Genomic DNA, 19450 nt, shown 5'->3' on the forward strand with positions numbered 1-19450 from the left:
TTTAATCTGGTAGGCCCGCTCGGCGCAGCCCAGAGGCGAGCAAAACCCAATCGTCAGGATTTCGCCACGTTGCCCTAAAACCTCCGGCAAGTTCCGAGATAGTGTTTGCACCCGCTGATATGCCGCGGCTCTCAAGCTCCGCGCGCCGGCGTTGGACAAAAGTTTCTAACGCAGCTTCGGCCTCGCTTTGCCGTTCAGAATGCGCAAATGCCGCTACGAGAAACGCATCCGCTATCGAATTCAAATGCGCTTCGCCGATTAACTTGCCAACTGCATCGTCGTATCGGCCAAGGAAAAAATAAACTTGCCCGAGTATCCAATCCAGAGCCGGGGGATGGAGCGGGTCAAGTCTCATTGCTTCGATGACAACGTCATATGCTTTTTCGTGACGGGAAAGGAGCAAAAATCCATACCCACACCACGCCATGGACTCCGCTTCATTAACAATTCGCGACAGTGTTTTTTCGAACTGCACATCCGCATGACCCCACAATTGGGCACATAAATAGGCATATCCAAGTTGGTCCTGAATATAGACATCGTTGTTGTCGAGCGCGGCCCCTTTGCGGGCGATATCCAAGGCGTGTTTGGGCGCGTCCGGATCGGCAAGGCCGAGCCACATATCAACCACATACGTATCGGCAAGATACATGTACGCGCGGGCATAGGTTGGATCCAATTTGAGAGCTTTTTCAAAGTATTGTTTAGCCCGCGCAGTATCTTGTGGGTTCAATCCGTCACGGAGGGCCTTACCCTTCAGCAAAAGCTCATACGCTTTCATGTTTTCTGTGGGCTTGAGAGTACTTCTTTCAGCAACATCGTGCTGGACCCGTCCTGGAAGCACGGCGATAATATTTTGAGTTACCTCATCCTGGACATTAAAGATGTCTTCAAGGTTTCGATCATACCGCTCGGCCCAAAGGTGGTTGCCAGTGTCTGCCGCAATCAACTGTGTGGATATCCTGACTCTGTTTCCGGCTTTGCGCACACTCCCTTCGACCAAATATTGCACCCCAAGTTTGGCCGCGATTTCGCTGTCGCTCAAGTCCGACTGTCTGAATTTAAACGACGAACTGCGGGCGACAACAAGCAAGGTTCGGAACCGTGAGAGCCCTGTGATGATGTCTTCTGAAATACCGTCGCTGAAATATTGCTGGTCCTCATCCTCGCTCATATTCACGAAGGGCAACACGGCGACTGAGGGCTTCTCTCTTTCCTGCCTTACCGGGGGAGCCGTAATTTCTTCTTTTGGTTGCCACGCGTATAATCGGATGGAGTTGGACATATTTTTTAAGGTGTTTTGCCCCATGTCCGAAAAAAAATCGGCAATTCGACGACCAATACACTCATAAACGATGGAGGATATGCAAATACCGCCCACCGGCGACAGCGTCTCAAGCCGGGCCGCGATATTTACGCCGTGCCCATAAATGTCATCATCTTCCAGAATCACATCACCAAGATGAATTCCAATGCGCAACTGCAGGCGCGAACTTTGATTGGCTAACTCCCTTTGAACATCCAATCCAAACTGAACGGCATCGACGGCCGATGGAAATTCAACCAGTGTACCATCGCCGATCAATTTGATGATCCGCCCACTGTAGGTCGCTAAAATCGGGTCAAAAACGGTCTCACGATGTTCTTTGAGGTCGGCCAGTGCGGCCTCTTCGTCATCCGCCATCATCGCGGAATACCCAACAACGTCGGCAGCAAGTATCGCCGCTAATTTTCGTTCCATGCGCCGTTCCCCCTCCGTCGGGGATGAGTAGGCACTGAAGTAGGTCAATCTAACAAGGCGCTTTTCTCAGATCAGCCCTGAACCAACCTGTCAGTTTCCTTAGGTTTCATTGGTCGCAATCGGCTTCTCTTGAGACTCAAATTGCTCCTGCGAACGTAGCCAAAGCCCGCGAAAAATTGCGAACGTCAAAAACTGTACGCTTCGAAAACAGTTACTCTGGGCTCAACCCAAGCATCGGAATTGGTTCATCTCTAAACCTGCCCCCCGCAAAGCAAAGGGCGGCCCCATAGGACCGCCCTGCTTCATCGTTGTGTTGGTTGGGGTTATTCCCAGCCAACAGCGTTGAAGATCTTCTGCGCGGTGGGGATGTTCAGCGCCACTTCAGATAGATTTACCTCATCCGCTTTGAACGTGCCCAATTGTGCGACAGAGGGAGCAAGATCGTAGCCTTCAACGACCGGGTATTCATCGTTACCAGCCGAGAAATACTCCTGCGCCTGTTGTGATGTGAGATATTCCAAGAACGCCACCGCGTTATCGCGGTTGGGTGCATTGGCTGCCACACCACCACCCGAAAGGTTCATGTGCGCGCCATTGCCGTCCTGATCCGGAAAGATATGGCCGATCTTGTCGATCTGAGCACTCACGCCGTCCACATCTTTGCGGATCGCACGTGCAAAATAGTAGGTGTTCGAGACCGCGATGCCACATTCACCCGAAACGATGCCGCGCAGTTGGTCAGTGTCGCCGCCCTGAGGCGCACGGGCCATGTTATCGACAACACCTTGCGCCCATTCTGTCGCCTTTTCTTCACCTTCATGGGTGACGATAGCTGCCAGCAATGTCTGGTTATACGTGTTGGAGGACGACCGAATGCAGACCAGACCTTTGTTGGCAGGATCAGCAAGGTCGAGATACGTCATTGGCGGGTTCGCCACGGTGTCCTTGGCGTAATAAATGATCCGTCCGCGCTGGGAAAAGCCGAACCACTGATTGTCCACATCCTGCAGGTTAGCAGGCACTTTTTCCTCAAGCATTGGGCTATCGATGGCCTGCAGCAGGCCCATATCCTTGGCGCGCTTGAGGCGGCTGGTGTCGACGGTTAACACGACATCGGCGGGAGAGTTCGCGCCTTCAGCCTGCATCCGGGCCAAAAGCTCATCTGCTTTGCCCTCAATGCGGTTGATTTTGATGCCGGTGGCTTCAGTGAAATCTGAATAGAGCCGCTCGTCTGTATCGTAGTGGCGCGAGGAATAAAGGTTCAGCTCACCTTCGGCGAGCGCGGGCAGAGCGATTGATGCGAGGGCAAGGCCAAGCGCGGTAGACGTCATTAGTTTCACGGTATCATATCCTTTAGTTACGTTGCCGGAATCGCCGCGGCAATTCCTGACTTGTTTACTAAGGAACAGATTGAGCGGCGGCGCGCAACCCTTTCCGACTAAAATAGTCGGAATTGAAACGATGCCGCCGTTTAGTTAAATCTCCGGCGCAATCTTATCCTGCGTCTTGGTTTCAAAGTCGCTGGCATCATGGCGTTCATGCAATTGCATCGACAGATCATCACCAAAAGCGCGATTGACCATGCGCCCGCGCGTCACGGCAGGGCGCGCATCAATCGCTTCAGCCCAGCGCATGACGTTTTTGTAGGACGCCACATCAAGGAACTCCGCGGCCCCATAAAGCCGACCTAGCACCAGTTGCCCGTACCACGACCAGATCGCCATATCGGCAATTGAATACGAGCCTGCGAAGTAGTCATGCTCGGCCAGATGCTGGTCCATCACATCAAGCTGACGTTTGGCTTCCATCGAAAACCGGTCGATCGGATATTCGAATTTCTCCGGTGCATAGGCATAGAAGTGACCAAAACCACCACCAAGGTACGGCGCTGAACCCATTTGCCAAAAGAGCCAGCTCATCATTTCGGTCTTTTGGGCGGCATCCGTCGGCATGAAGGCCCCGAATTTTTCAGCCAGATAGAGCAAGATTGACCCAGATTCGAATACCCGCTGCGGCGCATCACCGGAATGATCCATCAAGGCTGGGATCTTTGAGTTGGGATTCACCTCAACAAAACCGGAACTAAATTGGTTCCCTTCACCGATATTCACAAGCCAAGCATCATATTCCGCACCTGTATGACCAGCGGCCAACAGTTCTTCGAGCAGAATGGTAACCTTGACGCCATTGGGCGTTGCCAGCGAATAAAGCTGCAAAGGGTGCTTACCGATTTCCAACGCCTTATCGTGGGTTTTGCCCGCGATGGGCCGGTTGATGTTGGCGAACTGGCCGCCGTTCTCAGCCTCCCATGTCCAGACTTTGGGGGGCGTGTAGGTGTCGGTCATATCGGTCTCGCTTGTTTGGGTTTGCTTGCTAACACATATGGTGCCTTGCATCAGGGGCAAGGGCCAGAGGGATCAGGCGAAAGTGATGCTGGCTGAGTCCTGAAGGGGAATGGCGGTCTGTGCACCGTCATTAACCTAAGTGAATTTTAATAAGAGATTTTTGCGCCTTACAAGGCATCCGCCAAAGCCGTCCCCAATGTCTCGTCGATTATTCATAGCTGGTCATGCTGATGATTGCAGTTTCCTAGAACGATGCGGGCATATAGCTGAAAAGTTTGCTTCAGGTCATCATCTTTACAACGGCTTTCTTTCTTCCTGTCATCAGCTGTGCACCAATCTGTTTGTGGCTAAGGCATCCGAAATATTTCAGTTTGGATGGCCTGCCAACCTCGACCCGAACGAAGCCGATCAGCTCAATGCGTGACCGTCTAACGGAGCCAGCCGCCTCATTTTATTCAGCAATAGAACTGGTGCAGATTGCGTGCCGCATCAGCGCGGATTTTCTCTTGCTGTATGGTTGGATCAAACCCGCTGCGCACAAGACGGCGCCATTTCGCAGCCTCCGCCCGCGCCACCTTCACGGACATCTCCGGGTATGCGCCCAAACGAAGCTCGCGGCGCTCGCCATTCATTTCGAAATCCAGCGTCCACTCGGCCGCACCACTTTCATCGCGGCAAAGCGACAGACCACGTCCAGCAGCATGTCGCCCAACAGCGGCCCTCTGCGCGTCCGCCTCCGTCAGTTTATGAAAAATGCTGAACATTGAGAGATCATAGTAGCACAATGGGAGACTAAAATCGTGGGTAGTGCGTCGTTATCCGCGATCGTCTAACGCGGCCGGCCCACCTGACGGCAGATCAAGATCACCGGCAATAGCCCCACTGCCACAATCACAAGGCTCGGTACCGCGGCCCCATTCAGCCGTTCATCACTGGCAAGACGGTAGGCCTGCACCGCCAGCGTGTCATAATTAAAGGGCCGCATGATCAGCGTTGCGGGCAGCTCTTTCATGACATCAACAAACACGATCAACAACGCTGTCAGCAGGCTTGGGGCCAAAATCGGCAGATGCACCCGGCGCAACGTGCCCAGTGGTGTTTCACCCAATGAACGGGCCGCTGCGTCCATATTCGCGTGCACCATCGCCTGCCCCCCCTCATAAGCCCCAAGGGCGGCAGCCAGAAAGCGCACCAGATATGCCGTGATCAGCAACCAGATCGATCCCGTGATCAGCAATCCGGTGGAAATATCAAACGTGGCGCGCATCCACGCATCCAACTGATTGTCGAATGCCGCAAATGGCACCAGCAACCCAACAGCAATCACGCCACCCGGCACCGCATAGCCCAACCGTGCAACATACGCCGCCCCCCGCGATAACCGCCCTGGCCGAAGCCGCTGAAAGAACCCAACGCAGATCGCTGCCATCACGGTCACAACGGCCGCGATCCCGGCCAGCGTTAGCGAATTACGGATAAACCCCAGATACCGCGGGCTCAGAATATTCTGCTCCGACCCAATCCCCATCCAGAGAAGCACACCAATCGGCAGCAACGCCCCAAAAACCACCGGCAGACCACAGACCAACAGCGCGGTCACAGCGTGCATGCCGCGCAAGGGAACGGGCGGCATCACATCCGCGCGCCGTGACGGATCATGGTATTTGGCCCCTCCTCGCTGGGCACGCTCCAACATCGCCAACAGCAGCGCGAAACTCAGCAAACAAAGCGCAAGCTGCGCAGCCCCTGATCGATCAAACAGAGAAAACCAGCTGGTGTAGATGCCCGTGGCAAATGTCTGGACGCCGAAATATGCGACTGTGCCAAAATCTGCGATCGTCTCCATCACTGCCAACAGCACGCCGCCCGCGATGGCGGGGCGCGCCAGCGGCAGGCTGACCCTAAAGAAAGCGACCCAAGCGCTGGAACCTAGCGCCCGTGCAGCCAGAAACGTGCTGCCGCTTTGCTGCAGAAACGCCGCTCGCGCCAAAAGATAAACATACGGATACAGCACAAGGATCAGCATCAGTGCGGCACCACCAAGCGAGCGTATCTCTGGGAACCAATAATCGCGCGGACCCCACCCCGTCACACTGCGCAAGGTCGTTTGCACAATGCCGGGGTGGTCCAGAATATGGGTATAGGCATAGGCCAACACGTAAGCCGGAAACGCCAGTGGCAGCACCAATGCGACCTCAAGCACCCGCACCAGCGGAAAGCGGGTCATTGTCACCAGCCACGCGGCGCTAACGCCAATCGCAAAGGTGCCTGCAGTGACCAGCACCACCAACAGCAGCGTGGTGCCTGCGTAGCCTGGCAAAACCGTCTCGGCCAGGTGGCGCACGGTTTGCGTGCCGCCAGTGAGCGCCGCAATGGCCACCGCCAACATCGGTAATGCGCAAATGCTCGCCACAAGCAGCGACACGCCCTTAAGCAGGCGCATTCCCTCGCGGGGCACAGAAGGTGGTGCAATATTGGTCGGCGTAGAGGTCATGTCTCTATTTCGACGATTTCTGTCAGGAATGCCAGTGGCTGACTTACTCGTAGGTCCGTTGATCTTCGATTACCAAACCATCCTTCGGCAGGCTACCGGGGGCGACGACCTCAATCTGCCCCTTCATCTTCAACAGCTGGGCAACAGATGCGCCGTAAGCTGCCGCGTCGCCACTGGACGATTCAATGCGGACAGTCATGACGTCTTGCTCACCGACGCGGCTGGCAATGACCCGCGCTCGGGTGATTTCACTGTGATGCGCGACCAGATCGGCGACCTGCTCAGGGCGCACAAACATGCCCTTGATCTTGGTCGTCTGATCCGCGCGGCCCATCCAACCTTTGATGCGCAGATTGGTCCGACCGCAAGGCGACGGCCCCTCCATTACGGCACTCAGGTCTCCTGTCGCAAATCGGATGAGCGGATAATCAGGGTTCAGCGTGGTCACAACCACCTCACCAACTTCGCCGGTGGCCACAGGAATGCCTGTGCCGGGCGTGACAATCTCTAGGATAACATCTTCATCCACGATCATCCCCTCAACAGCCGGGGTTTCGTAGGCGATGTTGCCCAAATCAGCCGTGGCGTAGCACTGCAAACAGGTAATGCCGCGTTCAGCGTACCAAGCGCGCAAGCTTGGAAACAAAGCACCGCCGCCAACTGCGGCACGGGTAATGCCAAGGGTCACGCCCATCTCGTCGGCTTTCTCAAGGATCACTTTGAGATAATCTGGTGTACCCGCATAGGCGGTCGTCCCAACGTCTCGCGCCGCAATCACCTGCAGCTCCGTTTGGCCGGTTCCAGCGGGCAAAACCGCTGCCCCAACAGCCCGCGCGCCGCTTTCAAAAATCATACCCGCTGGCGTGAGGTGATAGCCAAAGCAATTTTGCACAATGTCGCCTTTACCGATCCCGCAGGCATGCAGAAACCGCCCCATGCGCCACCAGTTCGGCGCGACACTTGAGGGTTCGTAAATAGGGCCAGGGGATTGAAAAACATGACTGAAGCCGCAAGCGGGCTTGGTCGTGAAGCCGCCAAAGGGAGGTTGTGATGCCTGTGCGCGGCCAAGCTCGGATTTGCGCAACACGGGCAGATCGGCCAAGTCGGCGACTTGCGTGACCTGGGCCGCATCAATGCCCGCCAATGTGTCGCCATACCCACACAGCGCCTGCGCCCGCGCGATCTGCGCCGGTAGGGCAGCCGCAATATCTTTGGCACGCGCGTCCATGCTGCGCGTCTCAAGCTCATCGAAGTAACCTGTGCTCACCATGTGTTCCACTCTGCCACCCTAATGCATAAAACGAAGCTATCTGCCTCCACGCCCTTAGCTCAACCAGCGCTTACGCCGCCGATAACTGCGCACGTCGCGGAACGACTTGCGTCCCTCATCCGACATACCCAGGTAAAATTCTTTCACATCCTGATTTTCACGCAAATCCGCGGCAGGACCGTCCATCACGACGCGTCCGCTTTCCAAGATATAACCGTAATGCGAATAGCGCAGCGCCACGTTGGTGTTCTGCTCCGCAAGCAGGAAGGTCACGCCTTCCTTTTCGTTGATCGTCTTCACAATCTCAAAAATCTGCTCGACCAATTGTGGGGCCAGTCCCATCGACGGCTCATCCAACAAGATCGTTTCAGGACGGCTCATCAATGCACGGCCCACAGCACACATCTGTTGCTCCCCGCCCGATGTATAACCCGCTTGGGATTTCCGCCGCTCCCGCAGACGCGGGAAATAGTTGTACACCATCTCCAAATCCGCCGCGATGGCTGCTTTGCCATCCCCGCGCGTATAGGCACCGGTCAGCAGGTTTTCCTCGATGGTGAGGTGCTCAAAACAGTGCCGCCCCTCCATCACCTGAACCACACCGCTTTTGACGGTCTCTGCCGGATCGGTGTGTTGAATTTCGCGACCTCGGTATTTGATCGACCCCTTGGTCACCTCGCCGCGCTCGCTGGCAAGCAAACCGGAAATCGCCTTGAGGGTCGTCGTCTTGCCCGCACCGTTACCGCCCAGCAACGCAATGATACCCCCCTTGGGGACATTCAAACTCACGCCCTTCAACACAAGGATCACATGATTGTAGATCACCTCGATATTGTTGACCTCAAGCAAGGTCTCGGAGGTGACGTCATTGGTTTTGGCAGCATCCAGCATGAGGCTTCATCTTTCCAAATAATCTTAAATTCCCCGGCCGCAACACGGTGCAGCGGCCGGGGAAAGAACGGTTTATTAACAGCCAGCTTCGATCTTGTTTTCTGCCGCATAGGCCGCAGAATCCGCGTCGATCAGGGGCTGAACAACATCAGCATCTGTCGCTGAGAAGTCAGAAATCAACGACCATGTCTTGGTCGATGCATCCCACTGCGTAACACCAACAAGGCCGTTGCCGCCGTGGTTTTGGCAGCTGACTTTGAACTCAGGACCAAAGTTCGGCAGACCCAGTTCGGTCATACGCGCTTCGGTCATTTCCAGTGCTTCCATTCCGTCACGCATCATTCCAGGCGTAATGTCGGCAGTTCCGTGGATACCCTGAGCGTTCAGAGCAGCTTCAGCCGCAAGCATCGCTGCGTACAAACCGCGGTTATACAAAACCGTACCGATCTGATCGCCCGCGCCAGCAGCATTTCCTGCATCAACAACGTATTTCTGGATGTCGTCGAACACAGGGAAGTCGCTGCCTACACCGTGGAACGTCAGCGCCTTGTAGCCGTTGGCACCTTCGCCAGCAGCAAGCACATCATTCTCCGAACCGGACCACCAAACGCCGATGAAGTTTTCCATCGGGAAGCGGATGTTGACGGCTTCCTGAACGGCAACCTGGTTCATCACACCCCAACCATACATGATCACATAGTCAGGCTTGTCGCGACGGATCTGAAGCCACTGCGATTTCTGCTCCTGACCAGGGTGGTCAACGGGCACTTCTTTGAACTCAAAACCGTGCTTCTTGGACAGTTCTTGCAACGTCCGGATCGGCTCTTTGCCATAAGCGGAGTTGTGGTAAACCAGCGCGATCTTCTTGCCGTTCAGATCGCCACCGTTTTCCTTGAGCAGATAGTTCACAGCACCAGACGCACCATCCCAATAGTTGGCAGGGTAGTTGAATGTGTGCGTGAACACTTCGCCATTCTTTGCAGACGTCCGGCCATAGCCCATTGTGTGCATTGGAATGTCATCAGCTGTGGTTTTTGGGATCAGCTGATATGTGATGCCTGTGGACAGAGGTTGGTAAACCAACCCGCCGCCGCCTTTGAGCGACTCGTAGCATTCAACACCTTTTTCGGTGTTATAGCCGGTTTCGCATTCTGGCACGGTTGTCATCACGCCGCCGATGCCGCCATCACGGGCGTTAATCATCGTGAAGTAATCCGCATAGCCGTCAGCAAAAGGGATGCCCCCTGCCGCATATGGCCCAGTCCGGTAGCTCATGCTTGGAAATACAAGATCCGCCATCACGGGGCTTGCTGCCATCAGACCTGCGACGGCCCCCGCAGCAACTCGTTTACCTAGTCTATATTTCATCGGTGTTTCCTCCCTTGGATATTATCCGATTAACTGCCGGGTTTTCCCGGTCGTCCCGTAGGGTGAGCAATCTGCCCACCCATGTGCCCCCAGCCTAGTGCGGGAAGGGCCACAATCTCAATTTCTCTTTGGCCACGCGCCACAGTTGCGCGATGCCATGTGGTTCTGCGATCAAGAATATCACGATCAGCGCGCCCACGATCACCAACTGCAAATGCGCCACGATGTCCGTAGGCCAGCCCAGCAGATCCACGCCCACAACCTTGAGCACCACTGGAAGCAATACCAAGAATGCCGCCCCGGCAAAGCTGCCAAAGATGCTGCCAAGCCCACCAATGATGATCATGAACAGCACCAAGAAAGACTTGGTGATGCCGAACACCTCGCCGACCTCAACCGCGCCCAGATAGATCGCAAAGAACAATGCGCCTGAAATCCCGATGAAAAACGAGCTGACCGCAAATGCCGTCAGTTTCGCACGCAGTGGGTTCACACCGATGATCTCGGCGGCGATATCCATATCCCGGATCGCCATCCAACGGCGCCCAACAGAGCCCCGCGTCAGATTGCGCGCGATCACCGCAGAGGCGATCGTAAAGATAAGACAGAACCCGTAAGCCGCCCAGGCTTCGGTGTTCGGCCCGGTGATGATGATCCCGAAAGTATCGCGTTCTGGTGCACTGATCTGGCCCGAAGCGGAGTAGTTGTAAAACCACGGCACCCGGTTAAACAGCCACACCAAAAAGAACTGCGCCGCAAGCGTCGCCACGGCGAGGTAAAACCCCTTGATCCGCAAGCTTGGCAGACCAAACAGCACACCAACCGCGGCCGTAATCAGACCCGACAGCAAAACATGCACAAACATGCTCACATCAGGCATCGACGTCATCAACTTATAGCAAGCGTATGCCCCCACAGCCATGAACCCGCCGGTCCCAAGGCTCACCTGTCCGCAATATCCCACCAGAATATTCAATCCAATCGCCGCGATCGCGTAGATCAAGAAGGGCATGAAAATCGAGTTCACCCAGTAGTCATTGACCATGAATGGAATGACCACAATCGCGATGAACAGCACCACATAGTAGCGGTAGCGATCAAACTTGATCGGAAATGTCTGCTGGTCCTCAGCATAGGTTGTGCTGAAATCGCCTGCTTCACGATAGAACATATGTGCAGCCCTTTCTGGACATTTGTGATCGTGCCGAAATACTCATCATTGCAGCCACTCCCGGAACCGCTTGTAACTATCGCTCAAGGTTACATCCGTCAAAGATACCTCGCCGTCGACCTGCACCGCAGACAACAACAACCAGTATTCGACGTCTGCACCAACGGTGAAGTACAATATCTCAGATGTGAAATTGGGGCTGTGAACCCGGCGGCTTAGCAAAACGCATCGGTCGAAACCTTCAAGCCCCTGCAGTTTGAGCCGATTAAGACCCCTAACCACTTCGTTCTCGCGGTTGCCGCCCATATCCACCTGCGCGGCAGCCAACTCAAAGTTTCCTTCAAGCATTGCTGCCTTAAAGGTCTCAAATTTCTCGATCTGCGGGCCGCCGGCGTCGTCGATACAGGCAGCTTGAACAGTTGTGGCTACGCCGAGAGCGCACGCAAAGAGGCCTATACGCTTCGCTAATTCTAACAGTCGCGTCATATCAAACCCTCTCAATGATCTTCTCCCCGAACAAACCCTGCGGACGGAACACCAGGAAGACGAGCGCTAGCATGTAGGCAAACCAATTCTCTGTGGCACCACCAAGGAATGGCGAACCGATTAAGAACTCAAACATCTTCTCGCCGACCCCGATGATCAAACCGCCGACGATTGCACCAGGGATCGAGGTAAACCCACCCAGCATCAACACTGGCAATGCCTTAAGCGCGATGAGTGACAGCGAGAACTGCACACCCGACTTCGCGCCCCACATGATCCCTGCAACCAGCGCCACGAAACCAGCCAGCGACCATACCAATATCCAGATGAAGTTCAGCGAAACCCCCACGGACAGTGCTGCCTGATGGTCATCCGCCACAGCCCGCATCGCGCGCCCTTGCTTGGTATATTGCGCAAACATCACCAACCCTAAGACCAAGACCGCGGCAATGATGCTCGCCACGATATCCAAATTGTCGATGAAAAAGCCGTAGCCAAAGGTGTTGTACGTCGTCTCATCAATCCACGAGTTCAGCCCTTGAGGAAGGCAAAGCCCTTCGGTCGCACAAACATTCAGCGCCTTAAGTTCGGACCCCCACATCAAATCGGCCACGCCCTCAAGGAAATACGCCAATCCAATCGTCGCCATGAACAGGATGATCGGCTCTTGGCCCACTAGATGTCGAAACACCAACCGCTGCACCAGTACAGCCAGCACAACCATCACCATAACGGTAAATAGGATCGCAAAACCCGAATGCACGGTCCACCCGAACTTGTGCACATCCGTGCCAAAGATCGCGTTGATCAGATGCGCAAACGGCACCTGCCCGTTTTGAATACCCACCAGCGTCATCGCCGCAAAAAGCGCCATAACCCCTTGGGCATAATTGAAAATTCCGGATGCTTTGTAGATCAATACAAAGCCCAAAGCCACAAGCGCATAGAGCACCCCTGCCATCAGCCCGTTAAGAAACACCTCGATGGTGAAAGCCAGTTGTTCGTTCATCAGTTTTTCTCCATCGACAACAACTTACGTGTGTGTTCGCGCGGGCGCATGTAAGCAACCTTAACCCGGGTGAGTCCCTTCGAAAGGTTCCAGTTCATCGTCAATTCAGTGACGCGTCCGTCGTCACGCTGCCCTGCCAGAAAAACTGCAGCAAACGCATGATCCATTCGTTTTGCTGACTTGGGTTCGATCGAACTTCTCGTCGCAAAATCCTTGCCGGTACCTTGCTTCCACACTCGATAGCCGTTCGAAAAATCAGCGTAGCTGACACCGACCATCAGCAACTCGCAGGCTGGCGTGTTGTCGTAATAGACGACCGAAATACGCGAATGCGGTGTTTTAAGAAAACCCAGCGTGTCGCTGTGGAGCTTAGGGAACGCAAAGTCGCGGCGCGCCTTACCCGGTAACGGAGAAAGGGATGAACGATCGAGTGTTTCCGGATCAGCCAGAAACGCAGAGCAAAAGGCCGTGTAAGCCGCACACATGTGCCTATACTCCGCGACTCTCTCGCCATCGCACAGCTCAGCATCCTTTGCCTGAGCCGCCGAAGACAACAAAGCAAAGGCTACAATTGTCCCGCATCTACGCAACGCCGCCACAAGTCTCCCCAAATCAATCATGCGCAACACCCAGATACGCATCAATCACCTCTTGATTGTTGCGTACTTCGCTTGGTGTCCCGTCGCCGATCTTGCGGCCATAATCCATCACGACCACCCGGTCGCTCAGGTCCATCACCACGCCCATGTCATGCTCAATCAGCGCAATCGTGGTGCCAAATTCGTCGTTCACGTCCAGAATAAAGCGGCTCATGTCCTCTTTTTCCTCGACGTTCATTCCCGCCATCGGTTCATCCAGCAACAAGATCGACGGCTCAGCGGCCAAGGCCCGCGCCAGCTCGACGCGCTTTTTCAAACCGTAAGGCAGACGCGATACAGGCGTCTTGCGAATGGCCTGAATTTCCAAGAAATCGATGATCCTTTCGGCAACTTCCCGGTTCGCAATCTCTTCTGCTTCCGCTTTGCCCTTCCAGAACGCCTGCGCGAACAACCCGGTCTTCATGTGGGTCAACCGCCCCGTCATCACGTTATCAAGCACAGACATGCCCTCAAACAGCGCAATATTCTGGAACGTCCGCGCAATTCCCTGCTCGGCCACCTGAAACGGCTTCATCTGCGGACGGCGCGCGCCCTTGTACCAGACTTCACCTTTTTGCGGCACGTAAAAGCCTGAAATCACATTCAACATCGACGATTTCCCAGCCCCATTCGGCCCAATAATCGCCCGAATCTCACCTTCGCGAATATCAAACGAGATATCCTTGATCGCCTCCACCCCGCCAAAGCTCAGCGTGATGTTTTTCATCTCCATGACCACAGGGCCAATCGTGCGCCCGTCTGCCGTCTGATAGCTGTCGGCCAAATCCTTCATGCGGATCCTCTCTCACAATTGGATATCATTCCCCAAACGCAGTTTTCGGTCCCGTGACACGTCACACGCATGCTGGCATTCCGATTACGGGATGGCGGGCGGGACGTCGTCGCAGACGCGTGCTGTTGCGTCATTGCGCCGCCATCCGGGCCGCAACCGGCATCACATTGGCGCTGCGCACTTCTAGCGTCGCTTTGATCGACCCCTTGCGACCATCTTCATAGGTCACTTCTGTCTCGGTGCTCACCGACTTGGACCCATCATAAAGTGCCGCGATGATATCGGCGTATTTCTCACCGATAATCTTGCGGCGTACTTTGCGGGTGCGGGTCAATTCGCCGTCATCCGCATCCAGCTCTTTGTGCAGGACAACAAAGCGGTGCACTTGGCAGCCCGACAGCATCTCGTCTTGGGCAACGCTCGCGTTGACCTCTTCGACATGTTCCTGGATTTGCCCCATCACCTGCGGATGCCGCGCAAGCTCTTGGTAGGACGCGTAACCGATGTTGTTTCGCTCAGCCCAGTTGCCCACAGCCGTCAGGTCAATATTGATAAACGCAGTGCATTCGCTGCGCTCATTACCAAACAGCACAACCTCAAGAATGTTGGGAAAGAACTTCAGTTTATTCTCAACGTATTTTGGCGCAAAGAGTGATCCATCAGCCATTTTGCCAACGTCTTTGGCCCGGTCAATGATCCGCAAATGGCCTGAACCTTCTTCGATAAACCCTGCATCGCCTGTCGCAACCCAACCTTCGGCATCCTTGGTGTCGCGGGTGCTTTCGGGGTTTTTGTAATACTCAACGAACACGCCCGGCGAGCGGTAGAAAACCTCACCGTTGTCAGCAATCTTCAGCTCCACACCGGGGCACGCAACCCCCACCGTATCGCTGCGCACTTCGCCATCAGGCTGCGCGGTGATGAAAACCGTCGCTTCTGTCTGGCCGTAAAGCTGTTTGAGGTTGATCCCGAGGCTTCGGTAGAAATCAAAGATCTCCGGCCCAATCGCCTCGCCCGCCGTATAGCCCACACGCACGCGGCTAAAGCCCAGCGTGTTTTTGAGTGGCCCATAGATGAACAACTCGCCCAGACGGTATTTCAGCCGGTCCATCCCGCCAACATCTTCGCCATCAAGGATCGCAGGGCCCACTTTGCGCGCATGGGCCATGAAATAATCGAACAGCCGTTTTTTCATCGGGCTGGCATCTTCCATTCGGATCATCACATTGGTCAGCTGCGTTTCAAACACCCGAGGCGGTGCAAAATAATAGGTAGGGCCTATTTCACGCAGATCGACATGCATGGTTTCCGCGCTTTCAGGACAGTTGGTGCAAAACCCCGTCCACAGCGCTTGGCCCACCGAAAAGATAAAATCGCCAACCCAAGCCATCGGCAGGTAGGCAAGAATGTCATCGCTTTGGCGCAAATCATCAAACTCAGACGAAGATTTTGCCGTCTCGATGATGTTGCGGTTGCTCAACACCACGCCCTTAGGCTTGCCGGTTGTGCCGGAAGTATAAAGCATCACACCAGTGCTGTCGTAATTCAGCTTGGCCTCACGTGACGCCAGCTCAGCTTCGAGTTTGCCGCGCGCCTTCCGGCCCGCTTCCTGAACCAATGCATATTGGTCCAGCAGCGCATGGTCATATTTGCGCAATCCCCGCGGATCGAGGTAAACCATCCGCTCAAAATTCGGCAGCTGGTCTTCGACTTCAAGGATCTTATCCACCTGTTCTTGGTCGCCGACCACGGCCATGCGCGCACCACAATGGCTCATCACATAGGCCATCTCTTCGGCGTTGGCGTCTTGATACAGGGGCACAGGTACGCCGCCACACATCTCAATCGCCATCATCGCCCAATAAAGCGTTGGCCGGTTGCGTCCGATCACAGCGACAAAATCGCCTTCGTTGACCCCTAGATTCAAAAGCCCCAGCGCCAGCGCTTCGACTTCTTCAAGCGTCTGCGACCAGCTCCACGTCTGCCAGATGCCATATTCTTTTTCACGATAAGCAGGAGCGTCGGCAAACATCGCCGCATTGCGTCGCAGCAACGCAGGCATTGAACGGGTATCCCCGCCTTGAGGTGTCATGTCGGCCAAAAAAGTCTCCTCCCAAACCGCGCCTCTATTGGGCACGTATAATCGCTTGCACGATTCTGTTGTCGTACAAGGATGATGCATCCACTGTCAGCGTCAACTTTTTCCTGATGTTTTCGCAATCCTTACGAATTGTTACAGCCCTTCCCCCCTCTCGCTCTCTGGTGCAAAGTTGGCATTGCGAAAGGAGACACCGATGCACATTGCTGATGACGTGACCAAGGCTATGACCACTGCCGGGCTGAACCTGATTGCTCAGGCGCTGTCCATCTATAACAATGACCTGCGCCTCGTTGTCTGCAACGCCCCTTTTCAGCAGATGTTTTCTCTTCCCGATGCGCTTGTCACGCCCGGTGCTACATTTCAGGACAGCATCCTCTTTCTCGCTCAATCTGGCGAATATGGGCATATCGAAGACCTTGAGGCTTTCTTGACAGAACGGACAATGCAGGCCCGCGCATTCGAGCCGCATTACATGGAACGCACCCGCGCCAATGGCAGAACCATTAGCGTTGAAGGATCACCCCTTCCCGATGGCGGTTGGGTCACCGTCTACACCGACATCTCCGCCACCAAAGCGCAGGAAACATTGCTGCGCGCCCGTGCTGGTGCGCTGAATGATCAGGTCCTTGCGCACACTGAACAATTGGCGGCGACCAACCGCGAACTTGCCGCCAGCATCACAGCTCTTGAGGAAACCAAACGCCAGCTTACCGCCAGTGAGGCCCGTACGCGACTGACAACCGAAATGATGCCGGCTCATATCGCGCATGTGGACGCCACAGGTCACTATACGTACTCCAACCGCAAGCTATCATCGGTGCTGCCCGGCAGACACTCCGCGATCCTTGGCCGCCACATTCGTGACGCGCTTGGAACTTTTGCCCATGACAAAATCGCATCCGCGCTCGATACGGCCTACAGCGGCGCCGCAAGCGTTGTGGAATTCACCGATGATCCCAGCGCGCGTCGCATCCGTACGGCCTTTACCCCTGACATGCAGGGCGGCGTCTATATCCTGTCGATGGACGTGACCGAAGAAACCCAAACCCGCGTGGCCCTACAACAGACCCGCAAACGCGAACTCGCCGCGCAGATGATCTCTGGCCTTGCGCATGATTTCTCGAATTTGCTGACCATCATCCTTGGCATGCAATCGCGCCTTGGCACCCTGCCCACCTTGCCCGGTGATGCCGAACCGCTGATCGAAGGCACGCTGGCTGCGGCCCGCCGTGGGGGTGCGCTGCTCAGCACAATCGCCGAGATGACAGGCGCGCGCACCCTGCGCCCCGTTGCCACTGACATACCCACCCTCATGGGTGATCTCGCGACACTTGCCGCCGCAACGTTGCCAACGGCTGTGCAACTTGACCTCGATATCCAGACACCACAAAGCCCTGTTTTACTTGACAAAGGCATGGTGCAAGACAGCCTGCTGAACCTCATTCTCAATGCCCGTGATGCTTGCGGTGCGTCGGGGCGTATCACCCTGACGGTTCGGCTGGTGCATGACACGTGGATCGAATGGCAACTCGCTGATACTGGTCCCGGCTTCTCAGACGCCGCACTCAAACGTGCCTTCGATCCATTCTTTACCACCAAAGGGGCCGAAGGGTCGGGCCTCGGGCTCTCCATGGTTTACGACATGACCAAAATCGCTGGCGGTGATCTGCGCCTATCCAACGGCCCAGACGGAGCCTGCGTTACACTACGCCTGCCCTACCGCGCCGCGGTCAGTGCTCCCACCGGTCTGGCTTTGCTTGTCGAAGACCGCGACGATCTGCGCGCGTTGCTGCGCGACATGTTGATGGAAATCGGCCATTCCGTGATCGAAGCTGCCAGCGCCGATGAAGCCACCGCCCTGCTTGCCGATCTACCTGAGATTTCGCTGATCCTCTCAGACATCCAACTTGCAGGTGCCGCAACCGGCATCGACCTCGTGCGGCGTCTTGGCCCCGGCTGTCTGCCGCTGATCCTGATGACCTCGTTGCCGCCCGACGCCCCCTTGTTCCTTGAGGCGCAAAAACACGCCCCCGTCTTGCGCAAACCCTTTGCTGCGTCTGATCTGACATCGTTGATCGCCCCGCGCGATGTGGCCGCCCAATGAAGCGCCCGCTGGTCAGCATTCTCGACGATGAACCCGAGATTCGCAGCCTGTTGTCAGACGTCCTGCAAGAGGCTGGATTTGACACGCTCAGCTTTGGCCGCGCATCTGCGTTTGAGGCCGCCCTTGCCCGTCAAACGCCCGATGTCTGCTTGGTGGATTTATCGCTGCCCGACACAGACGGGCTGACGCTCGTGCACCGGTTGGCGCTTGAAAAAGGCGCTGTGGTGATCATCATCTCTGGCCGCGCTCAGGTGCAGGACCGCGTCACCGGGCTTGAGCTTGGGGCGGACGACTACATCATCAAACCTTTTGATCCCGCCGAAGTTGTCGCCCGCATCCGCGCCCGCCTGCGCAGCAACCGCCCCGCGCCGCAAACCGCCAACACTGCCCGCTTCAACGATTGGACCGCGCATTTTGACAGATACATGCTCGAAGATGCCCAAGGGGTTGAGACGCCCTTTTCGCATGCCGAAGGCGAAGTGTTGCGGCTGTTTCTGGATGCACCCAAACGCCTGATCAGCCGCACACAAATGCAAGAAACCCTTGGCGGTGCTGCATCAGAGAGCTTTGACCGCGCGATGGACGTCCGCATCTCGCGCCTGCGTACAAAACTGCGGGAAGACCCCAAAAACCCGCAGCTGATCAAAACGATCTACGGAGCTGGGTATATTTTCCTTGGCGACGTGGTCTGGAGCTAAGGCAAAGCTCAGCCTAATCAGATGCCTGAACTGATCATTTCCCGAATTTTCACGGCCTTCTCGAAATGATCAAGCTCGTGCGTTTTGATCCACCACGTAGCCGCTTCCATCAACAGCTCGGGTTGGTCATTTTTGTTTGCAAAAAACGCATAGAACGACAGGCCCACCGTCGCGCCTTTCTTTGCAATCTTTTCATCACAAACAGCGATGGCTCTTTGCCTTAAACTCGATCTCATGGCGCTACCCCCGTTTACATCCGCTCGGCTTGTTAACCCTCCGCCCCGTGCACACAACGGTGCACAGGTTGTGCACGCGGCGTGTACGGATGTCACATCCCGATT

General features: G+C 55.6%; 17 protein-coding genes. 2 read left to right on the forward strand and 15 right to left on the reverse strand.

The window, feature by feature from the left end; genetic code table 11:
- Position 1: 1 nt before the first annotated feature.
- The 14 genes from C1J03_RS20830 to C1J03_RS20895 form a co-directional block, all read right to left on the reverse strand.
- Entirely contained in the window at positions 2-1741 is a 1740-nt protein-coding gene (locus C1J03_RS20830; protein WP_114888320.1) for an adenylate/guanylate cyclase domain-containing protein, read from the reverse strand.
- A gap of 323 nt (positions 1742-2064) precedes the next feature.
- Complete coding sequence (locus C1J03_RS20835; protein ID WP_114888321.1) at positions 2065-3072, reverse strand: extracellular solute-binding protein; 1008 nt, start codon at positions 3070-3072, stop codon at positions 2065-2067.
- Positions 3073-3216: 144 nt separating this feature from the next.
- On the reverse strand, positions 3217-4086 hold the full coding sequence (gene yghU / locus C1J03_RS20840) for a glutathione-dependent disulfide-bond oxidoreductase (RefSeq protein ID WP_114889122.1): 870 nt from the start codon (positions 4084-4086) through the stop codon (positions 3217-3219).
- 455 nt (positions 4087-4541) lie between these two features.
- Positions 4542-4850, reverse strand: a complete 309-nt coding sequence (locus tag C1J03_RS20845) for an Arm DNA-binding domain-containing protein (protein WP_114888322.1) — start codon at positions 4848-4850, stop codon at positions 4542-4544.
- Between the two features lie 65 nt (positions 4851-4915).
- Positions 4916-6580: an ABC transporter permease gene (locus C1J03_RS20850; protein ID WP_114888323.1), complete on the reverse strand. Its 1665-nt coding sequence runs from the start codon at positions 6578-6580 to the stop codon at positions 4916-4918.
- 43 nt (positions 6581-6623) lie between these two features.
- Entirely contained in the window at positions 6624-7850 is a 1227-nt protein-coding gene (locus C1J03_RS20855; protein ID WP_114888324.1) for a phenylacetate--CoA ligase family protein, read from the reverse strand.
- A 54-nt stretch (positions 7851-7904) separates the two neighbouring features.
- Positions 7905-8741 carry an ABC transporter ATP-binding protein gene (locus C1J03_RS20860; RefSeq protein WP_114888325.1) on the reverse strand — a complete coding sequence of 279 codons (837 nt, stop codon included), beginning with the start codon at positions 8739-8741 and terminating at the stop codon, positions 7905-7907.
- Between the two features lie 75 nt (positions 8742-8816).
- The gene (locus tag C1J03_RS20865; protein WP_114888326.1) at positions 8817-10109 is read right to left on the reverse strand and encodes an ABC transporter substrate-binding protein; all 1293 of its coding nucleotides are present in this window, start codon (positions 10107-10109) and stop codon (positions 8817-8819) included.
- 94 nt (positions 10110-10203) lie between these two features.
- On the reverse strand, positions 10204-11280 hold the full coding sequence (locus C1J03_RS20870) for a branched-chain amino acid ABC transporter permease (RefSeq protein ID WP_114888327.1): 1077 nt from the start codon (positions 11278-11280) through the stop codon (positions 10204-10206).
- A gap of 45 nt (positions 11281-11325) precedes the next feature.
- Positions 11326-11766, reverse strand: coding sequence for a hypothetical protein (locus C1J03_RS20875; RefSeq protein ID WP_114888328.1), 441 nt, complete (start codon positions 11764-11766; stop codon positions 11326-11328).
- A gap of 1 nt (position 11767) precedes the next feature.
- Entirely contained in the window at positions 11768-12775 is a 1008-nt protein-coding gene (locus tag C1J03_RS20880; RefSeq protein WP_114888329.1) for a branched-chain amino acid ABC transporter permease, read from the reverse strand.
- The gene (locus tag C1J03_RS20885; protein WP_162798627.1) at positions 12775-13395 is read right to left on the reverse strand and encodes a hypothetical protein; all 621 of its coding nucleotides are present in this window, start codon (positions 13393-13395) and stop codon (positions 12775-12777) included. Before C1J03_RS20885 ends, C1J03_RS20880 begins: the two co-directional genes overlap by 1 nt.
- A complete protein-coding gene (locus C1J03_RS20890) occupies positions 13388-14206 on the reverse strand; it encodes an ABC transporter ATP-binding protein (protein WP_114888331.1) in 819 nt (272 codons plus the stop codon). The genes C1J03_RS20885 and C1J03_RS20890 overlap by 8 nt, the downstream gene beginning before the upstream one ends.
- Positions 14207-14336: 130 nt before the next feature.
- Positions 14337-16298 carry an AMP-binding protein gene (locus tag C1J03_RS20895; RefSeq protein ID WP_114888332.1) on the reverse strand — a complete coding sequence of 654 codons (1962 nt, stop codon included), beginning with the start codon at positions 16296-16298 and terminating at the stop codon, positions 14337-14339.
- Between the two features lie 202 nt (positions 16299-16500).
- Here C1J03_RS20895 and C1J03_RS20900 point away from each other — a divergent pair, with 202 nt between their 5' ends.
- Entirely contained in the window at positions 16501-18411 is a 1911-nt protein-coding gene (locus C1J03_RS20900) for a hybrid sensor histidine kinase/response regulator (RefSeq protein WP_254694116.1), read from the forward strand.
- Entirely contained in the window at positions 18408-19109 is a 702-nt protein-coding gene (locus C1J03_RS20905) for a response regulator transcription factor (protein WP_114888333.1), read from the forward strand. The genes C1J03_RS20900 and C1J03_RS20905 overlap by 4 nt, the downstream gene beginning before the upstream one ends.
- A 17-nt stretch (positions 19110-19126) precedes the next feature.
- Here C1J03_RS20905 and C1J03_RS20910 read toward each other — a convergent pair whose 3' ends face one another.
- Complete coding sequence (locus tag C1J03_RS20910) at positions 19127-19345, reverse strand: DUF6500 family protein (protein ID WP_114888334.1); 219 nt, start codon at positions 19343-19345, stop codon at positions 19127-19129.
- Positions 19346-19450 lie beyond the last annotated feature (105 nt).

It is taken from the genome of Sulfitobacter sp. SK012 (assembly GCF_003352085.1).
Classification (GTDB): domain Bacteria; phylum Pseudomonadota; class Alphaproteobacteria; order Rhodobacterales; family Rhodobacteraceae; genus Sulfitobacter.